14 protein-coding genes, 1 tRNA gene and 2 pseudogenes are annotated in these 17,859 nt (G+C 63.9%); 7 read left to right on the forward strand and 10 right to left on the reverse strand.

Annotation, left to right across the window (positions count from 1 at the left end; genetic code table 11):
* Positions 1 to 2 precede the first annotated feature (2 nt).
* The 6 genes from sufD (at position 3) to GTW51_RS18320 (ending at position 4,347) form a co-directional block, all read left to right on the forward strand.
* The gene (gene sufD / locus GTW51_RS18295) at positions 3 to 1,244 is read left to right on the forward strand and encodes a Fe-S cluster assembly protein SufD (protein WP_163045523.1); all 1,242 of its coding nucleotides are present in this window, start codon (positions 3 to 5) and stop codon (positions 1,242 to 1,244) included.
* Between the two features lie 91 nt (positions 1,245 to 1,335).
* A complete protein-coding gene (locus GTW51_RS18300; RefSeq protein ID WP_163045506.1) occupies positions 1,336 to 2,595 on the forward strand; it encodes a cysteine desulfurase in 1,260 nt (419 codons plus the stop codon).
* Between the two features lie 11 nt (positions 2,596 to 2,606).
* On the forward strand, positions 2,607 to 3,023 hold the full coding sequence (locus GTW51_RS18305; protein ID WP_163045507.1) for an SUF system Fe-S cluster assembly protein: 417 nt from the start codon (positions 2,607 to 2,609) through the stop codon (positions 3,021 to 3,023).
* Between the two features lie 15 nt (positions 3,024 to 3,038).
* On the forward strand, positions 3,039 to 3,455 hold the full coding sequence (locus GTW51_RS18310; RefSeq protein ID WP_163045508.1) for a VOC family protein: 417 nt from the start codon (positions 3,039 to 3,041) through the stop codon (positions 3,453 to 3,455).
* Positions 3,456 to 3,572: 117 nt separating this feature from the next.
* Positions 3,573 to 3,947, forward strand: a complete 375-nt coding sequence (sufA, locus tag GTW51_RS18315; protein ID WP_163045509.1) for a Fe-S cluster assembly scaffold SufA — start codon at positions 3,573 to 3,575, stop codon at positions 3,945 to 3,947.
* Positions 3,948 to 3,969: 22 nt separating this feature from the next.
* Positions 3,970 to 4,347 (forward strand): TfoX/Sxy family protein, encoded by a 378-nt coding sequence (locus tag GTW51_RS18320; protein WP_163045510.1) that lies wholly within the window; start codon positions 3,970 to 3,972, stop codon positions 4,345 to 4,347.
* A gap of 7 nt (positions 4,348 to 4,354) precedes the next feature.
* Here the strand turns inward: GTW51_RS18320 and mazG are convergent, their stop codons facing one another.
* The 8 genes from mazG to GTW51_RS18360 all read right to left on the reverse strand — a co-directional run bounded on the left by mazG (position 4,355) and on the right by GTW51_RS18360 (position 12,948).
* Complete coding sequence (mazG, locus tag GTW51_RS18325; RefSeq protein ID WP_163045511.1) at positions 4,355 to 5,206, reverse strand: nucleoside triphosphate pyrophosphohydrolase; 852 nt, start codon at positions 5,204 to 5,206, stop codon at positions 4,355 to 4,357.
* Positions 5,207 to 5,450: 244 nt separating this feature from the next.
* Positions 5,451 to 6,260 carry an MBL fold metallo-hydrolase gene (locus GTW51_RS18330; protein ID WP_163045512.1) on the reverse strand — a complete coding sequence of 270 codons (810 nt, stop codon included), beginning with the start codon at positions 6,258 to 6,260 and terminating at the stop codon, positions 5,451 to 5,453.
* A 105-nt stretch (positions 6,261 to 6,365) separates the two neighbouring features.
* On the reverse strand, positions 6,366 to 7,166 hold the full coding sequence (locus GTW51_RS18335) for a TatD family hydrolase (protein WP_163045513.1): 801 nt from the start codon (positions 7,164 to 7,166) through the stop codon (positions 6,366 to 6,368).
* The gene (gene metG, locus GTW51_RS18340; protein WP_163045514.1) at positions 7,166 to 8,713 is read right to left on the reverse strand and encodes a methionine--tRNA ligase; all 1,548 of its coding nucleotides are present in this window, start codon (positions 8,711 to 8,713) and stop codon (positions 7,166 to 7,168) included. The genes GTW51_RS18335 and metG overlap by 1 nt, the downstream gene beginning before the upstream one ends.
* Positions 8,714 to 8,788: 75 nt before the next feature.
* A complete protein-coding gene (locus GTW51_RS18345) occupies positions 8,789 to 9,850 on the reverse strand; it encodes a DNA polymerase III subunit delta' (RefSeq protein WP_163045515.1) in 1,062 nt (353 codons plus the stop codon).
* Entirely contained in the window at positions 9,847 to 10,521 is a 675-nt protein-coding gene (gene tmk / locus GTW51_RS18350; RefSeq protein ID WP_203566167.1) for a dTMP kinase, read from the reverse strand. Before tmk ends, GTW51_RS18345 begins: the two co-directional genes overlap by 4 nt.
* 22 nt (positions 10,522 to 10,543) lie before the next feature.
* Positions 10,544 to 11,725, reverse strand: a complete 1,182-nt coding sequence (locus tag GTW51_RS18355; RefSeq protein WP_163045517.1) for a D-alanyl-D-alanine carboxypeptidase family protein — start codon at positions 11,723 to 11,725, stop codon at positions 10,544 to 10,546.
* Between the two features lie 101 nt (positions 11,726 to 11,826).
* Positions 11,827 to 12,948, reverse strand: coding sequence for a septal ring lytic transglycosylase RlpA family protein (locus GTW51_RS18360; protein ID WP_246233257.1), 1,122 nt, complete (start codon positions 12,946 to 12,948; stop codon positions 11,827 to 11,829).
* A gap of 462 nt (positions 12,949 to 13,410) precedes the next feature.
* On the opposite strand from GTW51_RS18360, the gene GTW51_RS18365 reads away from it, so the two are divergent.
* Positions 13,411 to 13,500 (forward strand) — tRNA-Ser (locus GTW51_RS18365).
* A gap of 531 nt (positions 13,501 to 14,031) precedes the next feature.
* Here GTW51_RS18365 and GTW51_RS24640 read toward each other — a convergent pair.
* Positions 14,032 to 15,207, reverse strand: a pseudogene (locus tag GTW51_RS24640) (recombinase family protein); the annotation flags it as partial.
* A 612-nt stretch (positions 15,208 to 15,819) separates the two neighbouring features.
* Positions 15,820 to 16,988 (reverse strand): annotated as a pseudogene (locus tag GTW51_RS18380) (IS3 family transposase); the annotation flags it as partial.
* Positions 16,989 to 17,859 lie beyond the last annotated feature (871 nt).

Raw genomic sequence — 17,859 nt, forward strand, 5'->3', positions numbered from 1 at the left:
CCATGACGGTGCATCAGCTGAAACCCAGGACAGCCGCTGAATCGGCGCTGATCGAGATCGCCGAGAGTGGCGATGCGAGCATCGCCTCGCGGGAAGCCGTCGAGGCGCTGCGTCGCGAAGGATTGCCGCATCGCCGCATCGAGGCGTGGCACTACACCGACCTGCGCGGCCTGATGGGCCGGCAGAGCGATACCGGCATTACGCCGGCCGCAGATGCCTCCGGCGCGATACTGGCGCCGCTGCTCGCCAACAGCCACGTCGTCGATTTCGACGCTCCGGAAGTCGGTCATGCCCTTAGTGGCCTGACCGTGACCGCGTCGGCGGAAACGGCCGACTGGCAGACGACGCCCAATCATCTCGACCGCGGGCTCGACACGGTGCGCATGCTGAACGCTGCCTTTAGCGCGTCGGCCGTCGAGGTCTCCGTCGACAGTGGCGTGGCGCTTGCCGCGCCGGTCGAGCTGCGGGCTCGCGCAGGAAGCCACTCCCACGGGTTCGTGCGCTGCACCGTCGGGGCCGGCGCAACGGCCACATTTGTCGAGCGGCTCGAAGGCGAGGGCGGCTCTTCGCCGTCAACCGGTGTGTCGCATCTCGAGGTTCGGGCTGGCGCCCGGGTCACCTGGATCGTCGACCAGGAGAAGGGAGCAGCCGCGACTCATCTCGGCCAGCTGAACGTCAGCGTCGGGGCCGGCGCGCTGTTCACGCTCTTCCTCCTGAATGCGGGTGGCGCCCTGGTGCGCTACGAGGTGCACGCGACGACGGCGGGCGAGGGCGCTGAGATCAAGATGCGGGGCATCAACCTGCTCGAGGCCGGACAGCATATCGACGTCACCACGACGCTTCGCCACACCTTCGAGAACACCACGGCGACCGAGACTTTCCGCAACATCCTGACCGGCGGCCGAGGCGTCTTCCAGGGCATGATCAAGGTCGCCCGCGAGGCGCAGAAGACCGATGCGAAGATGGCGTGCAACACGCTGCTGCTCTCGGATGACGGCGAATTCCTGGCTAAGCCGGAGCTCGAGATCTTCGCCGACGACGTGCAGTGCGGCCATGGCGCGACAGCCGGCGAGATCAACGCCGATCACCTGTTCTACCTGATGTCGCGCGGCATTCCGGAGCCGATCGCGCGGGCGCTGCTGGTCAAGGCATTCGTCGCGGAAGTGGTGGAAGAGCTCGAGGACGAGGCGGTCGAGGATGCGCTGATGCAGCGCATCGACGCCTGGCTCGCCCGCAGTCATTGATCGGGTCGCCGATCGCGACGGCGCGGGCGGGCCACACGGACCCGTGCGCTCCGGCGACAACCGCCGCACCCGCAGCTGGAGTTCATCGTTCATGAAAGCCGAAGCCATCGCCCGAGACAGTGCCGCCACGGTCGCCTACGACGTCCATGCCGTGCGCCGCGACTTCCCGATCCTGTCGACGGAAGTCTACGGGAAACCACTGGTCTACCTCGACAGCGGCGCTTCGGCGCAGAAGCCGAGGGCGATGCTCGACGCCGTGCAGAAGGCTTATAGCGAGGACTATTCCAACGTCCATCGCGGCCTGCATTTCCTCTCCAACCGCGCCACCGAGGAATTCGAGGCGGCGCGCGGCAAGGTGGCGTCGTTCCTCAACGCCCCGAGCCCGGAGGAGATCGTCTTCACCCGCTCGGCCACCGAAGCGATCAACCTGGTCGCCTATGGCTACGGCATGCAGGAGATCGGGGAGGGCGACGAGATCGTCCTGACGATCATGGAGCATCATTCCAACATCGTCCCCTGGCATTTCATCCGCGAACGCAAGGGCGCCAAGCTGGTGTTCGTGCCCGTCGCCGACGACGGATCGATCGATATCGCGGCTTTCGAGCGGGCGATCACGCCGCGCACCAAGCTGATCGCCACCACCCACATGTCCAACGTGCTCGGCACGGTCGTCGACGTGAAGGCGGTCGCGGCGCTGGCGCATGCGAAGAACATCCCGGTCCTCGTCGACGGCAGCCAGGGCGCCGTGCATCTGCCGGTCGACGTCCAGGATCTCGACTGCGACTTCTATGTGTTCACGGGGCACAAGGTCTACGGGCCGACCGGCATCGGCGTGCTCTACGGCAAGCGCGAGATTCTCGAACGCATGCAGCCTTTCAACGGCGGCGGCGAGATGATCGTCGAGGTCACCGAGGAGATGGTGACCTACAACGCCCCGCCGCATCGCTTCGAGGCCGGCACGCCGCCGATCGTCCAGGCGATCGGCCTCGGCGCCTCGCTCGACTACGTCAATGGCATCGGCCGCGAGGCGATCGCCGCGCATGAGGAAAGCCTGCGCGACTACGCGCATGAGCGGCTGCGGGCGGTGAACTCGCTGCGCATCTACGGCGAGGCGCCGGGGAAGGGCGCCATCGTCTCCTTCGACCTCAAGGGCATCCACGCCCATGACGTGTCGATGGTGATCGACCGCGAGGGCGTGGCGGTGCGAGCCGGGACGCATTGCGCCCAGCCGCTCTTGAAGCGCTTCGGTGCGACCTCCACATGCCGGGCCTCATTTGGTATGTACAATACGCTCGACGAAATCGACCTTCTCGCCGATGCGCTGGAGAAGGCGCGGCGATTCTTCGCCTGAGGATGAATGGCATGACCGACGACACCAAGCTCGTGGCACCGATCGCCGAGGATACTGCCGCCGCCAATGTCGCGATGGCGTCCGGTGCGCCGGCGAGCGAATCCTCGATCCCGGCCGAGGAACTGACGCGGCTGACCGACGATATCGTCGGTGCCCTGAAGACGGTCTACGACCCGGAGATTCCGGCGGACATCTACGAACTCGGCCTGATCTACAAGATCGACATCGACGACGAGCGCAATGTCGACGTCGAGATGACCCTGACGGCGCCGGGCTGCCCGGTCGCCGGCGAAATGCCGATCTGGGTGGAAAATGCCGTGAGCTCGGTTGACGGCGTCGGCGTCGTGAAGGTGGAGCTCGTCTTCGATCCGCCCTGGACGCCGGAGCGCATGAGCGAGGAAGCCCAGGTCGCCGTCGGCTGGTACTGAGCCCGGTCGACGACCATGGCGCCGCCGCTCTCCGGGCTGCTCGAGACCTGTCTCTATGTCGAAGACATGGAGCGCGCCAAGCGGTTCTATCGCGAGGTGCTGGGCCTCGCGACGCTTCTGGAGGAGGAGCGCATCACCGTCTTCCGCATGCCGGACAACACCGTGCTGATCCTCTTTTCGCGTGGGTCGACACTCGAACCGGTCGAGACACCGGGAGGCATGATCCCGCCGCATGACGGCGGCGGCCCTGCGCATTTCGCTATCGGCATTCCCGTTGACAGCGTTGATGCCTGGCGGCGCCACCTTCGCGATTGCGAGGTCGAGATCGAAAGCGAGATCGCCTGGCCGAAGGGCCGGGGCCACAGCCTCTATTTCCGAGATCCGGACGGCCACGCGGCCGAACTGGCGACCCGCGAACTCTGGGTTCGCTGACCGCCGTGCGAGCGCGTCGTCCGGATCCGGAACGATCCGTCCGCTTGCGACACCTCGCCGGACCACCCATCTTCATGCTAGTATATTGCGACTGTAGACTGCCGAAAGGATGCCGCCATGGGCCGCTTCACCGTCATGAGCATGACCGACAGCGCCGCCGATCGGGTGAAGGCGATCCTCGCCTCCCAGGGCGCGGATGCGCTGGGGCTGCGCGTCGGCATCAAGAAGGGCGGTTGCGCCGGGATGGAGTACACGATCGATCTCGCGCGGGAAGCCAAGCCCAATGAGGACGCGATCGAGCATGACGGCGCGCGGGTGTTCGTCGCGCCGGAGGCCGTCCTGTTCCTGCTCGGCACCGAGATGGATTACGAGGAGACGGTGCTGCGGTCCGGCTTCACCTTCCGCAACCCGAACCAGACCTCGGCCTGCGGCTGCGGCGAATCCGTCGAACTGAAGCAGGCCGACCTCGCGGCGCTCGCCGGTCGCGGCTGAGTTCACCCCCCGCCGGTCATGCATGGACGAGGCGTATCTCCAAGATCTTTTCGACACGTTGAGCGATCTGAAGATCCGGCGACTGTTCGGCGGGCAGGGGATTTATTGCGGCGATCGGATCGTCGCTCTGGTTGTCGGCGGCGTACTGCATCTGAAGAGCGACGCTGAGAGCGAGCCGCTGTACGAGACCGCGGGATTGGCGCGCTGGACCTACACGCGTCCGGGTCGAGTGCCGACACGAATGCCGTATTATCGCTTTCCCGAGAGTGCTCTCGACGATCCTGAAGAAGCAGCACAGTGGACCGAGATCGCCGATGCGGCTTCGCGGCGGGCTGCAGCAGCGCCCAAACCACGATCCAGACGTGTTCGGAGAGCCCTGACAGACAAGGCGTCCGCGTAAAGGGGGATCAGCCTGGCGTACCGTCCGGCCGGGCCTTCGCAGCGATCCACAGCGCTTCCATCTCTTCGAGGCTCGCCGCCTGCAGCGAGCGGCCCGTGGCGGCGAGCTCGGTTTCGATGAAGCCGAAGCGATCGCGGAATTTCAGCACGCAGCGACGTAGCGCCACCTCCGGATCGATGCGGTGGAAGCGGGCGAGATTGACGACGCTGAACAGAAGGTCGCCGAGCTCGGCCTCGCTGGCATCGACGTCGCGCGCCTCGACAGCCTCGGCGAGTTCCGCCAGTTCCTCGTCGATCTTGGCGATGATCGGCTCGGCGCTGTCCCAATCGAAGCCCACATCGGCTGCCTGCTTCTGCACCTTCAGCGCCAACGTCAGCGCCGGGAAGGCCGTCGAGACGACATCGAGATGCCGGGCTGCGGCATCCGTTCCGGTATCGCTCGCCGCCATGCCGTTGGCCTCGCGCAGCGCGGCTTTCTCGGCGCGTTCCTCGGCTTTGATCCGCTCCCAATGCACCTGCGCGGAACCCGCCGATCGGGCCTCTGCGTCACCGAAGACGTGTGGATGACGGCGGATCATCTTGCGCGTGACGCCGTCGACGACGTCGCCGAAATCGAAGCTGCCGGCCTCGGCGGCGAGTTGGGCGTGGTAGACGACCTGAATCAGCAGGTCGCCGAGTTCCTCGCGCAGATCGACCATGTCGTCGCGCTCGATCGCATCGGCGACTTCGTAGGCTTCCTCGACCGTGTACGGCGCGATGGTCGAAAAATCCTGCTCGAGGTCCCAGGGACAGCCGCCAGCCGGATCGCGCAGCGCCGCCATGATCTCGATCAGGCGGGTGATTTCGCGAGAGGGCGTCATGCCGGGGATCCTTGCAACGAGAGGCGGGTCTCCATAGCCCCGTTCGGCCGAACGGGGAAGGGATCGGCCGCAGGCCTGTCGGCGACGCGCACTGAGCACGCCTCGGTCAACTGCCGGCCCGAGGCACCACATACCAAAGTGGCATAAGATAGATTATGGAACCAATTGTATAAGTCAGCCGGTGCAATGGCTTGTGCTGGTGCTCTTATGTGGCTCGGAAAGTGGATCGGAAATATGCAGCTGATCAGTCGATCTCCTGCTCGATGACCAGCCCGTCATGCGCCGGCCGGACATGCGGCGGTAGTTCGCGGCACAGCGTCTCGTAATCGAGCGGCGTGTGCATGTGGGTCAGGCTTGCCGACGCGGCGCCAAAGCGCTCGATCCAGCCAAGCGCCTGGTCGACGGTCAGATGGCTCGGATGCGGTTTGTACTGGAGTGCATCGATGACGACGTGCCGGACGCCGGTGAGCGCCGCGACGGCAGCATCCGGAAAGTCGCTGACGTCGCTGCAATAAGCCAGATCGCCGATCCTGAAACCCAACGAGTGGATCGAACCATGCTCCATGTGGATCGGCAGGACATGCAACGGCCCGCCGGCGCCGGTGATCTCGAATGGCTGGCCGCCCTCGATGCCGACATGATCGACGATTGGCGGATAATTGCTGCCGGCGGGCGTTTCGAAGCAATAGCGAAACGCCTGGAAAACCCGCACTTGCGTGGCAGCGTCGGCATAGACCGGAATTCGGTTTCGCTGGACGAGCATGTAGCCGCGCAGATCGTCGATGCCGTGGATGTGGTCGGCATGTGGATGCGTCAGCATGACGGCATCGAGCCGTGGCACGCCAGCCCGCAGCATCTGTGCACGGAAGTCCGGCCCGCAGTCGATCGCCACGATGGTTCGGCCACCGGGCCCGATACGCTCGATCAGCGCCGCGGCGCGGCTGCGGACGTTTCTCGGATTTTCCGGATCGCAGGCGCCCCAGTCGCCATTGATGCGCGGGACGCCTGGCGAGGAAGCGCAGCCGAGGATCGTCAGGCGGAGAATGTCGCTCAATGCTCTGGTTCCGGCCCTATAGTGCTTCCCAGCGCGTCGAAGGATACAATGGCAGACAAGGCTCGCCAGCTTCCGGCCGCGAGCCGCATCTCCCACGCTGCCGGTCTACGCGCCACGCGGATCGGGTACCTTATCGAACAGCGCGAAGAAATTGTCCGACGTTGCCCGGGCAATTGCCGCCAGGTCGACGCCCTTGGTCTCGGCCAGAACCTCGGCCGTGTGCCGCACATAGGCCGGCTCGTTGCGTTTGCCGCGATACGGCGGCGGCGCGAGATACGGCGCGTCGGTCTCCACCAGCAGGCGCTGCATCGGCACGTCCGCGGCGATGGCGCGGATCTCCTCGGAATTCTTGAAGGTGAGGATGCCGGAGAACGAGACGTGGCCGCCCAATTCGACGCCTGTTTCCGCGAGAGCCCGTCCGGCCGAAAAACAATGCAGGATAAAGGGGAAGGCCCCCTTCCCGCTTTCATCCTCCAGGATGCGAATCATGTCGACGTCGGCATCGCGCGAGTGGATCACCAGCGGTAGCCCGGTCTCGCGGGCGGCCGTGATATGCGTGCGAAACACCTTCTCCTGCACATCGCGCGGCGCCTTGTCGTAGAAATAGTCGAGGCCGGCCTCGCCGATCGCGACGATCTTCTCGTCCTGGCTGAGCCGCACCAGCGTCTCGACCGTCGTGTCCGGTTCGATCCCGGCGTTGTGGGGATGTGTGCCGACCGAGGCGAAGACCTCGGCATGCTCCCGGGTGATCGCCGTCAGCCGGTCGATCCGCGAGACATAGGTCGAGATCGTCACCATCAGGCCAATGCCCTCGGCGCGAGCCCGCGCCAGAACGGCGTCGCGCTCCGCGTCGAAATCCGGGAAATCGAGGTGGCAGTGGCTGTCGACGAGGAACGGCAGGGCCATCAGCCGGCCTCTGGTTCCGATTCGACGAAGCGCGGAAACACCGGCTGCGGCGCCGGCAAAGGCATGTCCGGCCGAAGCGCGACGTCGGGGGTCAGTTCGGTGAAGCTGCGTTCGTCCGCCGCGATTCCAAGTGCGTCGAGCAGCTTGCCGGCACTCTCCGGCACGAAGGGCTGCAGGAGGATCGCGACGCGCCGGATTACCTCTGCGGTGACGTAGAGCACGGTGCCCATGCGGACCGGTTCGGTCTTGCGCAGCGCCCACGGCTCCTGGCCGGCAAAATAGCGGTTGGCCTCACTGACCACCGCGATGATCGCTGCAAGGACGGCGTGCAGCTCCTGCCGGTCGATGGCGATCCTGGCCTTCGCCAGCAGCTCCTTCGCGGCGTCGAGAATGGCGGTGTCGGCTTCGCCAAAGCCCTCCGGCACCGGGATCTTGCCGTCGCAGTTCTTGGCGATCATCGACAGCGACCGTTGCGCGAGATTGCCGAGGTCGTTGGCGAGTTCGGAATTCGTCCGGTTGACGATCGCCTCGTGCGAGTAGTTGCCGTCCTGGCCGAACGGCACCTCGCGCATCAGGAAATAGCGCAGCCGGTCGAGGCCGTAGACGTCGATCAGCGCGAACGGGTCGATGACGTTGCCGACCGACTTCGACATCTTCTCCCCGCGGTTGAACAGGAAGCCGTGGGCGAAGACCCGGCGCGGCAGCGGCAGGCCCGCCGACATCAGGAACGCCGGCCAGTAGACGGTATGGAAGCGGACGATGTCCTTGCCGATCACGTGGAGGTCGGCGGGCCAGAAGGCCGAGCGCTCGCCCTCGCCGGGAAATCCCGTCGCCGTCAGATAATTGGTGAGGGCGTCGACCCACACATACATCACGTGCTTCTCGTCGCCCGGTACCGGAATGCCCCAGTCGAAGGTGGTGCGCGAGATCGACAGGTCGCGGAGGCCCGAGCGGACGAAGGACAGCACCTCGTTGCGCCGCTCGGTCGGGCCGATGAAGTCCGGATTGGCCTCGTAGTGGGCGAGCAGCCGTTCCTGGAAGTCGGAGAGCTTGAAGAAGTAGCTCTCTTCCTCGACCCATTCGACCGGCGAATTCTGCGGCCCGTAGCGCTGGCCGTCTTCGCGGACGGTGGTCTCTTCCTCGCCGTAATAGGCCTCGTCCCGCACCGAGTACCAGCCGGAATAGGCATCCTTGTAGATGTCGCCCGCCGCCTGCATGCGGCTCCAGATCGCCTGGCTCGCCTCGCGGTGACGCCCTTCGCTGGTGCGGATGAAGTCGTCGTTGCTGCCGCCCAGCGCCTCGGCCATCCGCTCGAACTGCGCCGAGTTGAGTTCCGCCAGCTCGCGCGGGCTCATGCCCTGGTCGCGGGCGCTCTGCAGCATCTTGATCCCGTGCTCGTCCGTCCCGGTCAGGAAGAACACGTCGTAGCCGTCCAGCCGCTTGAAGCGCGCCAGCGTGTCGGTTGCGATCAGTTCGTACGCGTGGCCGATATGCGGGCGACCATTCGGGTAGGAGATCGCGGTGGTCAGATAGAAGCGTTCGGCCATCGGGCTTTCATCGAATGCGGGAAAAGCAGGGTCACCCGCGGACATAGAGCATTCGGCAGGCCTGCTCAATCGGCGTCAGGCGGCGTGCCGCGCGTCGCGCTCGGCGTAGAAGCCGTCGAATAGCGTCAGCAGGGTCTGCTTGCGGTCGAGATTGTAGGCAGCCGCCTCACGCAGGCGCGAAGACTCCGCCTGCCAGAGCGCTGCCAGCAGGGCCGCGCCCTCCCCGTCGCCGACGTTAAGGCGGGCCTCGCTCTCGGCGGCGATCGCTGCCAGCAGGGCTGCGAGGAGCAGATCATAGGCGGCTTCGCGGCCCTTGAGGGTCAGCGCGTCGGCCAGCGCGTGGATGGCATTCCAGTCCGGGCGATCAGCCTTCAGAAGGGTCGCCAACGTCGCGTTGATCTCGATGCCGCCGCTGCCGATCAGCATCAGCGCCTGTCGCACGCTGCCTTCGGCGAGCGGTATCGCCGCCTTGATTGCCGCGGCATCGGTCCCCGGACGGGTGGCTTCTATTGCCGACGCCAGATCCGGCGCATCGAGCGCGTCGAAGCGCAGCAGTCGGCAACGCGAGCGGATCGTCGGCAGGAGCCGTCCCGGCGCATGGCTGGTGATCAGGAAGGTCGAGCGCGGCGGTGGCTCCTCCAGGATTTTCAGGAGGGCGTTCGCGGCGCTGCGGTTCATGTCGTCGGCCGGATCGATCAGCGCGACGCGCCAGCCCGACGCTGACGCCGTGGCATGGAAGAACCGGTTCAGCCGGCGCACCTCGTCGACGGTGATCTGCGTGCGGAAGCCGCCGGTGCGTTCGTTGCTCGGCCGCACGATGTGGACGAGGCCGGGATGCGTGCCCTGAGCGATCTGGCGCACGACCGGATCGTCCGGGCGGAACCCCGCGGTCGCGCCCTCCCCGGCCTCTTCGCGCGCCCCCAGGAGGGCTCGCGCGACGGCGTAGGCGGTCGTGGCCTTGCCGATGCCAACCGGCCCCTGCAGCAGCCAGGCGTGGTGGAACCGCCCGCCGGAACGCGCCGAGACGAGTTCGTCCCAGGCTGGGCGATGGCCGAACAGGCGCAGCGTGGAAAGCGGCCCTGCAACGCCGTCGATGTCGTCGTGCGCCGCTGCCGCGCCGAGGCTCGCGTCGCTCATCGAACCAGCCGGCTCGCGTCGAGCGACTGTCCGACTGCCTCGAAGCGCGCTGCGTCCAGCCGGTCGTCGACGATCTCGGCGATCTCGGCTGCGACCGTGTCGATCGGCTGCGCGCCGTCGACCACGATGCAGCGTTCCGGTTCCTCCTCGGCGATCTTCAGGAATGCCTGGCGCCGCCGCTCGTGCAACGTCTCGGCTTCCTTCTCGAACCGGTCGATCTCGCCCCCGCCCCGGCGTTCGCGGGCTCGGGCGGCACCGAGATCGGCCGGCACGTCGAGGATGAGGGTCAGGTCCGGATAGACGTCATCGAGGGTCGAGCGCTCGAGGCGCTGCATCAGGCCGCGATCGAGCGGGCTGTCGAGGAACTGGTAGACCCGGGTGGAGTCGTGGAAGCGGTCGCACAGCACGATGTCTCCGCGCGCCAGAGCCGGACCGATGACCAGCGCGATGTGGTCGGCGCGCGCCGCAGCGAAGAGGATCGCCTCCATCTCCGGCCCGAGCGCTTCGGCCGCGCCGGAGAGGATGACATGGCGGATCGCGTCGGCACCCGGTGACCCGCCGGGCTCGCGCGTCGTCACCACGTTGTGGCCGGCGCGGCGCAGATGCTCGGCCAGGCGCACGATCTGCGTCGTCTTGCCGCTGCCCTCGCCGCCTTCGAAGGTGATGAACATGCCTGTCACGATCGCTCCGCCGTCAAAATGCCCGCACCCAGCCGAAGGCGAGTTCCCTGGCCGCGCCGAGCGCGCGGTCCGCAAAGCTGCCCGAGGCCGATCCCGCCCCGGCAACAAGCGGCTGCGACAGGACGGGCGCGCCATCGACCAGCACGTCCAGGGTCGCGACCGGCGCACCCTCGGCGACGGGCGCGATCAGCGGCCCCTCGTAGCGGATCCGGGCACGGACGCGGTCGCCCGCCTCCACCGGGAGCAGCGCCGTCACCGGCGTCTGTGCGACGACCGGCACCCAGCCGGCCGTGCCGCCGAAGACGTCGGCGGTCCCGATCGTCGCCCCGGCCGCGAACAGTGGCACCTGCTCGAAGGTTTCGCTGGCCCAGCGGAGCAGCTTCGTCGCCTCTGCGGCGCGCTCGCGCTCGCTCTCGAGGCCGCTCATGGCAAGGAACGTCACCCGCCCGTCCTGCTCGGTGACGCCAAGCAGCGCGTAGCCCGACGCTTCGGTGAAGCCGGTGCCCAGCCCGTCGGCGCCGATGCCAGCCGACAGCAGCGGATTGCGGTTGCGCTGGAAGATCTTGTTCCACTCGAAGGATGGCTCGGCGTAGATCGCATAAAGCTCCGGATAGGTGGCGCGCAGATGCCGGGCGAGCCGGACCAGGTCGGTTACCGTCACCTGCTGGTCCTCGGCCGGCAGGCCGGTCGGATTGGCGAAGCGCGAATTCGTGAGGCCGAGTTCCGCCGCCCGCTCGTTCATGCGCGCTGCGAAGGCCGCTTCGGATCCCTCCATCCCCTCGGCGAGGATGATCGCGGCATCGTTGGCGGCTTGGACGATCGTGCCACGGATCAGGTCCGCGACCGGCACCTGCGAGTTCAGCGCGGCGAACATGGTCGAGGTGCCTGACGGCGCGCCGCCTGTCCGCCAGGCATGCTCGCTGACCGGAAAGGTCGTCTCGAGGCTGATCTCGCCGGAGCGGAGCGCGGCGAAAACGATCTCCATCGTCATGATCTTGGCGAGCGAGGCCGGCGGAAACGGCTGAGCCGGGTTCTTCTGGAAAAGGATCGTGCCGGTCTCGCCGTCGACCAGCAGGACTTCGTCGGCAGCCGTCTCCACCGCGGGCGGCGCGGCTTCCTGCGCCGTTACGGACGACGCTGGAAATACCAGAACGGTCGCGGCGGCGAGCGCCGAGAGGATGGCTATCCGGAACATGGGGCGGACCTTCGGCCTGGCGCCGGACACAAGCATTGCGTCCGCGGAACGAGCCCAAAATAGGCCGCCGGCCGGTCCTACGGCAAGTTCGTTCGTGCCGGTCAGTCGCGAATGACGAATGCGTCGCCGGCCCCGACCTGCCACAGGCGCCGCAGCACCGCATCGGCGGAGGCGTCGGCGTCGACGCGCAAGGATGTGGATATCATCGCGGTACCGGGCACGGTCTCCGTTTCCAGCGCACCCTCGCCTAGCGTCACGCTGCGGACGCGCTCCATCAGGGCCGGATCGATGACGCCGATCTGGATCCGTTCGGCGGCTGAAGCCTGCGGCACGGCCGCTACCTGCTGGACCGCGGCGAGCGCGCCGCCTTCGGCCGTTGCGCCAGCATAGGAGGAGCTGAACGCCGGGATGCGGCTGGCGCCCAGCAGCCGGCCGAGATCGATGCCACCCGCGCGGCCGGTATCGTCGGTGGTCCGGTCCAGCGGACGCACGCCGGGCAGCCCGATGGCGCCGGCAAAGGCCATCAGCGACCCGCCTTCGCGCGATGCCCCCTGCCCTTCGGCGACCATGACCGGGGCTTCGCCGGCGGCCTGGCCGGGCTGATAGCTCGCCATCAGCACCGGGGTATCGTCGCCCTCGAGCGGTGCGCGGCCGACATATTCGACCTTCACGTCGGCGATTCCGGCGTTCTTGAAGCCGAGCAGTTCGGCCGCCTGCGACGAGACGTCGATCTCGCGGCCATGCGAAAACGGGCCGCGATCGTTGACGCGGACCATCACGCGGCTGCCGGTCTCGACATTGGTGACCATCGCATAGGACGGCAGCGGGAACGTCTTGTGGGCGGCCGACAGGCCGTGCATGTCGTAGATCTCGCCGTTCGCGGTCAGCCGGCCGTGGAAGTTCGGCCCGTACCAGGAGGCCTGGCCCTCGCCGACATAGCCCGGCTCGTCCTTGGGATAGTACCACTCGCCGCGGACCTTGTAGGGCTTGCCGACATGGGCGCGGCCGCCGCCCTTGGGAACGCGCTTGAGATTGGTGACGCGGGGGCTGGCCGGGACGCCGAAGGTTTTGGAGTCGAATTTCACGGCGGTGCCGATCTCGGCAACCTCGTCGCCTGACGCGTCGGCGCTGGTACCCTGACAAGCCGGCAACACCAGCCCCGCGGCCAACATCACGCCGAGGGCGATCATCCGACGCCCATGATCCGCTGCCACGATGGCCATGCGGTCCCCCTTCCCCATGCGAACTCTGTACTAAGGCGCGACGGACGCTCCCCAGCGCCCGCACCCCTGAAGCCGCCGAGTTAACAGCGTATGAATCTGTGAATCAACGTGACCGGACGTGAAAAATCGGCGTCCCCGCCCGTTCGCTCTCTTGACAGTGGCCCACGTGCACAAGGCGCGATCCGGGCGCGCCGCCTGTCATCTCGCCGGGATCGCGCGAGTGCCCGGCTGCCCCGGCCGCCAAGCGGTTGCTCGCGCAACCAGATCGGCGATGAGGCCACAGAACGGCATCACGCGGCGGCCCCTGAACCCGGACAAAAGCCACATTTCCGCTCGATCAACGCCGCATTCGAATTTCGATCACGAATTGTTTCGATGAAGCGTCCAACACATCGCCGCCGATCCGCGCACCCTGCGCTACCCTTGTCATGGCGACGCCGCGCAGGTAACTCGGCAGACAGCGGATGGGTGGCCGAGCGGTTGAAGGCACCGGTCTTGAAAACCGGCGGGCGGGAGACCGTCTCGTGGGTTCGAATCCCACCCCATCCGCCATCTGCGTTCATATCTGCGAACCCCAGGCGCAACCAGTCGGTCCGGCTCCTCTTCATCAGTCTGGTTGCCGATTGCCTCCTCAAGAGCGTCGGTCTCGCCCACGATCGTTATCGTCTCGGCACAGACCACAATTTCGGCCACGATGGAGCGAAGGTACGTTTTCAAAACTGGATTGGCCGCGCCGCTTAGCCGATCTCTCATTCGTTCAGAAAAAAGGAGAATCTGCGTAGCCGTGACAGGCTCTGAGACATCCGTCTGAATGGTCGCTTGGTTGAGCGCGGCGCGTGCCAGTTGCGACTCGTCCTGTGCTTGCTGAACGGATCGAACGAACGTCGGATTCGTGGCTAGGTCGTTCACCAATCTCGCTGTATTGAGCAGATGGGCCAGAGCGGCGTCGGCTGCTTGCAGCCTCCGCCGCAGCGCCGGCAACAGCATTGTCTGTGAACTTTCGATAATGCGACGCCGGTTGTCGATCTCATGCAGCAATACAGCAAGGCGAGAGGGCTCTAGGACGACCTCTCTAATGCTTGTTAATACAATTTCATTCAAATAATCCTCTGGAAATAGCACACCCGGGCAGTCTGATCGGCCTTTTCGAGCCTCTTGGGAACAGCGATAATATCTGTATACTTTTTTACTTTTCCCAGTGCCAGTTCGAAGGATCAGACTTGATCCACAAATGCACCGTGCTATACCAGAAAGTAACAGTGCGCTGCTAATCGCCTTTGCAGGATTTTTCAGCGGATCTTTGGCCTGAAGCATCGTTTGCGCTTGGTAAAAATCACTCTTGTCGATTATCTCTGGGCATTTTATTATTATGGGGCCATCATATTCAACATAACCGTCTTGGTTTGGGTTTTGGTTGAAATGATATTCACCATAGTAAACAGGGTTGGTAAGAATTCTATGGACCGCATTTAGGCTCCACCGCGAAATATCTCTGGTCAGAAGTCCATCTTTGTTTAGACGGGTCGTTATATTTCGGATACCCATCGGCGGCCCGCTGCCGTCTCCGTAAAGATAAAAGCAAAATATCTTTTTTATTATAGGCCTTTGCTGTTCGTCCACTACTAAGCGGCTTCTGCGCACCCCTCGCTCATTCAGATTATACTCCAGCATGTAACCTGGCGGCGGACGGCCTCCGGGCCATAGGTTTTCACGGGCCATCCTGTTGCGCGCGTTCCTGACATTCACCGAAGTGATCAAGGAATGCTGTTGATCGAACATCTGGCTTAGTTTCCGGCTCATAAATCCGGCGATATCCTTGGAAAAGAATTGGCTAACGCTTACAACCTCGACGCCATTTTCAAGAAGCCGCGCTTCATTGAAGCCCGCATTATCCATATTCCTCGCAAAGCGACTTGTGTGGTATATAATTATTACGTCATAGGGTTTATCTTCAGATAATGCATTTCGCATCATCTTCTGAAACTGTGGTCGCTTGTCTGTCTTCGCTGACCTTCCCGGATCAGAAAACGTATCAACGACGATAATAGCATTTTGGCTTGCATACAAATTACATCGTGCATACTGGTCCGGAATCGATATATTCTTTTCTGCGCTCTTAGGATCGGACACTCTCGTATATATGACTCCGCGACGGCTCGCTGTAGCCGCTGCTGTCTCCCCCTTGGACACGCTGATACGAGCTGTACGCTGGGAGCGGATGCCCTTACCACTGCGAAGGGATGCGAGATTATCACTCATCTGGGTCCCTCTCCGGTGGTATCGCGTTCAACACGTATCCTCGATCCGGGTCGCCTGCTTCCGCGATCAAAGCCTCGGCCGCACAAACCTCCCGTGTCGTCACCATAATAAATCCACGACAGATAACACGCAGCCCGCTGACCTTGCGGCTCCCGCTTGGTCTGAGTTTGCGTCTGTTCGTTGACCCCGTCGATGCGGCGTGATCGTCTGCCTGGGCGGAGCGGAGTTTTCGTCGTGGTCGATGGTAGCTGGGCGCAACCACTCCTGCACCTCTATGCTCGGAAGCTGGATGGTCCTCTTCAGTCATTCTAATAACTCCCTGACACTCATTACCGGAAATTACGCGCCCATTTAAGCGTAAATCGAAGCTCCCGGGAAGTCGGATTCAAGCATTAATTTAGCTTTATTTCTCTCGCCGTCGAGTGAAGAAAATACACCTATAACAAGACAAAAAGTAGTCGAATTACTTAGTTCCAATGCGAAAGGATTCGAGCGTGAGCGGGCGCTGTACACAGTCCAAAAAACGGGTTTCGAACCCTTTCTGGCGCACAATGAATCCTTCGCAGTTAAACCGGACCAGGTCGTGCGCACCCGATTTTCGCTGAGTTCGCTCCCGGCGGTTTTGCTGAGTTCGTTTGCGGGTTGAGCGACGGGCGTCGACGCGGAGCCATTGCTGAGGCGCAGCGTCGGCGCCCGTTGCGGATGGAAGGTGGCGGCGAAGGCGGACGGGGTGCTCCAGCCGAGTGCGGAATGGGGACGGGTCGTGTTGTAGTCGGCCTGCCATCGGGCCAGCATCGCTCGCGCATGGTGCAGGGACGAGAACAGCGTCTCGTTCAGAAGCTCGTCGCGAAGACGGCCGTTGAAGCTTTCGATGAAGGCATTCTGCGTCGGCTTGCCCGGGGCGATGTAGTGCCACTCGATATGCGTCTTGTCGGCCCAGGCGAGGATGGCATTGCTGGTGAACTCGCTGCCGTTGTCCGAGACGATCATTGTCGGCTTGCCATGGCGGGCGATCAGCCGCTCCAGTTCGCGTGCGACGCGAGTTCCGGAGAGCGAGGTGTCGGCAATCAGCGCCAGGTTCTGGCGGGAGCAGTCGTCGACGACCGCCAGGATCCGAAAGCGGCGACCATCGGTAAACTGGTCGGAAACGAAGTCCAGCGACCAGCGCTCGCCCGGCGCCAGAGGCAGCCGGATCGGCGCCCTGGTTCCGATCGCCCGCTTGCGACCGCCGCGGCGGCGCACCGCCAATCGCTCCTCGCGGTAGAGACGGAAGAGCTTCTTGTGGTTGACCGCGTGTCCCTCCCGCTTCAGCAGGACATGCAGGCGCCGGTATCCAAAGCGCCGACGCTCCCGGGCAAGGGCGACCATGCGCTCGCGCAGGGCCTCGTCCTGTGGTCGGATGGAGCGATAGCGGACCGTCATGCGGCAGCAGCCGATGGTTTTACACGCCCGCCGTTCGCTCATCTCGTGGCGCTCCATGAGATGGGCGACGGCACTCCGCCTGGCCGCGGGCGTCACCACTTCTTTCCCAGAAGATCCTTCAGGGCGACATTGTCTAACATCGCGTCCGCCAGCATCCGCTTCAGCTTGGTGTTCTCATCCTCAAGCGCTCGCAGGCGCCGCGCCTCGCTGACATCCATCCCGCCGAACCTGGCTTTCCATTTGTAGACGCTCGCATCGCTGACACCGTGCTTGCGGCACAGATCGGCGACCGGCACCCCGGCCTCGTGCTCCTTCAGGATGCCGATGATCTGTTCTTCCGAAAAACGACTGCGCTTCATGTCCTGGTCCTCTCGATGGGCCAGAACGAACTTCAAACTGGATTAGGCAGAGGGGGCAACGTCAGCAGTTATATCCCGCTTAATCCGCCATTCTACCAAAACTCACCCGCGGCTGCGCTTATGGTTCCTATCCTCTTGAATAGGTAGGTTAAGAGGCATCCTATTTGCCTTTCGGAACATGTAACGGCGTTTCGATTTGAGCCCACCAACCTTCCAGATGTGACATCATCGAATTAATATCTCCGTACCATAAAACCAACGCTGAAACCGCGCAAACAGCTGTCATCAGAAACAAGAACCAAGTTGTAGCTCTCAGCGTTACGCCGGACACTCCAAGATCCATTGAGAGTAGGATATCACTACTCCCGAGGAAAATTCTCGCGAGGGCCTTCTCAGATATATTCTTGTCGAGGTAAATCCGAGCCAGTGATAGACGCTGTAATTGGTGGTATCGTATAGTTCGATACACTAACCATAAACATGCCAATCCGACCGCAAGCAGAGCCGCCGCTGTAGCCCTAACGTATTCTGCATCCGATCGTAACATATAGCCAAATGACGCCCCTGACACGCTAAGATACCAAAATGGCACAAGCCATCGGATGCTATCCCAATGGCGCAAATTCTCAAGAGCTCGATTTAGCACCGAATCAGGTATCAAACTCTCAGCGCTGCCCGTCGGATACTCTCTGAGTGCCGAGTGAAGCACCTGCTTTGCCAAATCATATATATGCGCGTCTTCTGTGGAGCGCACCCCGTTTTGACCGAACAGGTGGCATAGCCGATAAGGCATAGGCATCCGCCTATGAGTACGACTATGTCGAAAGCTCCTGATGGCCCGTTTTCTCGGGTTGAAGTAATCACTTCCGTT

Source organism: Aurantimonas aggregata (genome assembly GCF_010500835.1).
GTDB lineage: Bacteria > Pseudomonadota > Alphaproteobacteria > Rhizobiales > Rhizobiaceae > Aurantimonas > Aurantimonas aggregata.

Excerpts from the sequence above, each read along its gene's own strand:
- sufD (WP_163045523.1), top strand. The coding sequence starts at position 3 with ATGACGGTGCATCAGCTGAAACCCAGGACAGCCGCTGAATCGGCGCTG.
- GTW51_RS18300 (WP_163045506.1), top strand. The coding sequence starts at position 1,336 with ATGAAAGCCGAAGCCATCGCCCGAGACAGTGCCGCCACGGTCGCCTAC.
- GTW51_RS18305 (WP_163045507.1), top strand. The coding sequence starts at position 2,607 with ATGACCGACGACACCAAGCTCGTGGCACCGATCGCCGAGGATACTGCC.
- GTW51_RS18310 (WP_163045508.1), top strand. The coding sequence starts at position 3,039 with ATGGCGCCGCCGCTCTCCGGGCTGCTCGAGACCTGTCTCTATGTCGAA.
- sufA (WP_163045509.1), top strand. The coding sequence starts at position 3,573 with ATGGGCCGCTTCACCGTCATGAGCATGACCGACAGCGCCGCCGATCGG.
- GTW51_RS18320 (WP_163045510.1), top strand. The coding sequence starts at position 3,970 with ATGGACGAGGCGTATCTCCAAGATCTTTTCGACACGTTGAGCGATCTG.
- mazG (WP_163045511.1), bottom strand. The coding sequence starts at position 5,206 with ATGACGCCCTCTCGCGAAATCACCCGCCTGATCGAGATCATGGCGGCG.
- GTW51_RS18335 (WP_163045513.1), bottom strand. The coding sequence starts at position 7,166 with ATGGCCCTGCCGTTCCTCGTCGACAGCCACTGCCACCTCGATTTCCCG.
- metG (WP_163045514.1), bottom strand. The coding sequence starts at position 8,713 with ATGGCCGAACGCTTCTATCTGACCACCGCGATCTCCTACCCGAATGGT.
- GTW51_RS18345 (WP_163045515.1), bottom strand. The coding sequence starts at position 9,850 with ATGAGCGACGCGAGCCTCGGCGCGGCAGCGGCGCACGACGACATCGAC.
- tmk (WP_203566167.1), bottom strand. The coding sequence starts at position 10,521 with ATGTTCATCACCTTCGAAGGCGGCGAGGGCAGCGGCAAGACGACGCAG.
- GTW51_RS18355 (WP_163045517.1), bottom strand. The coding sequence starts at position 11,725 with ATGTTCCGGATAGCCATCCTCTCGGCGCTCGCCGCCGCGACCGTTCTG.
- GTW51_RS18360 (WP_246233257.1), bottom strand. The coding sequence starts at position 12,948 with ATGGCCATCGTGGCAGCGGATCATGGGCGTCGGATGATCGCCCTCGGC.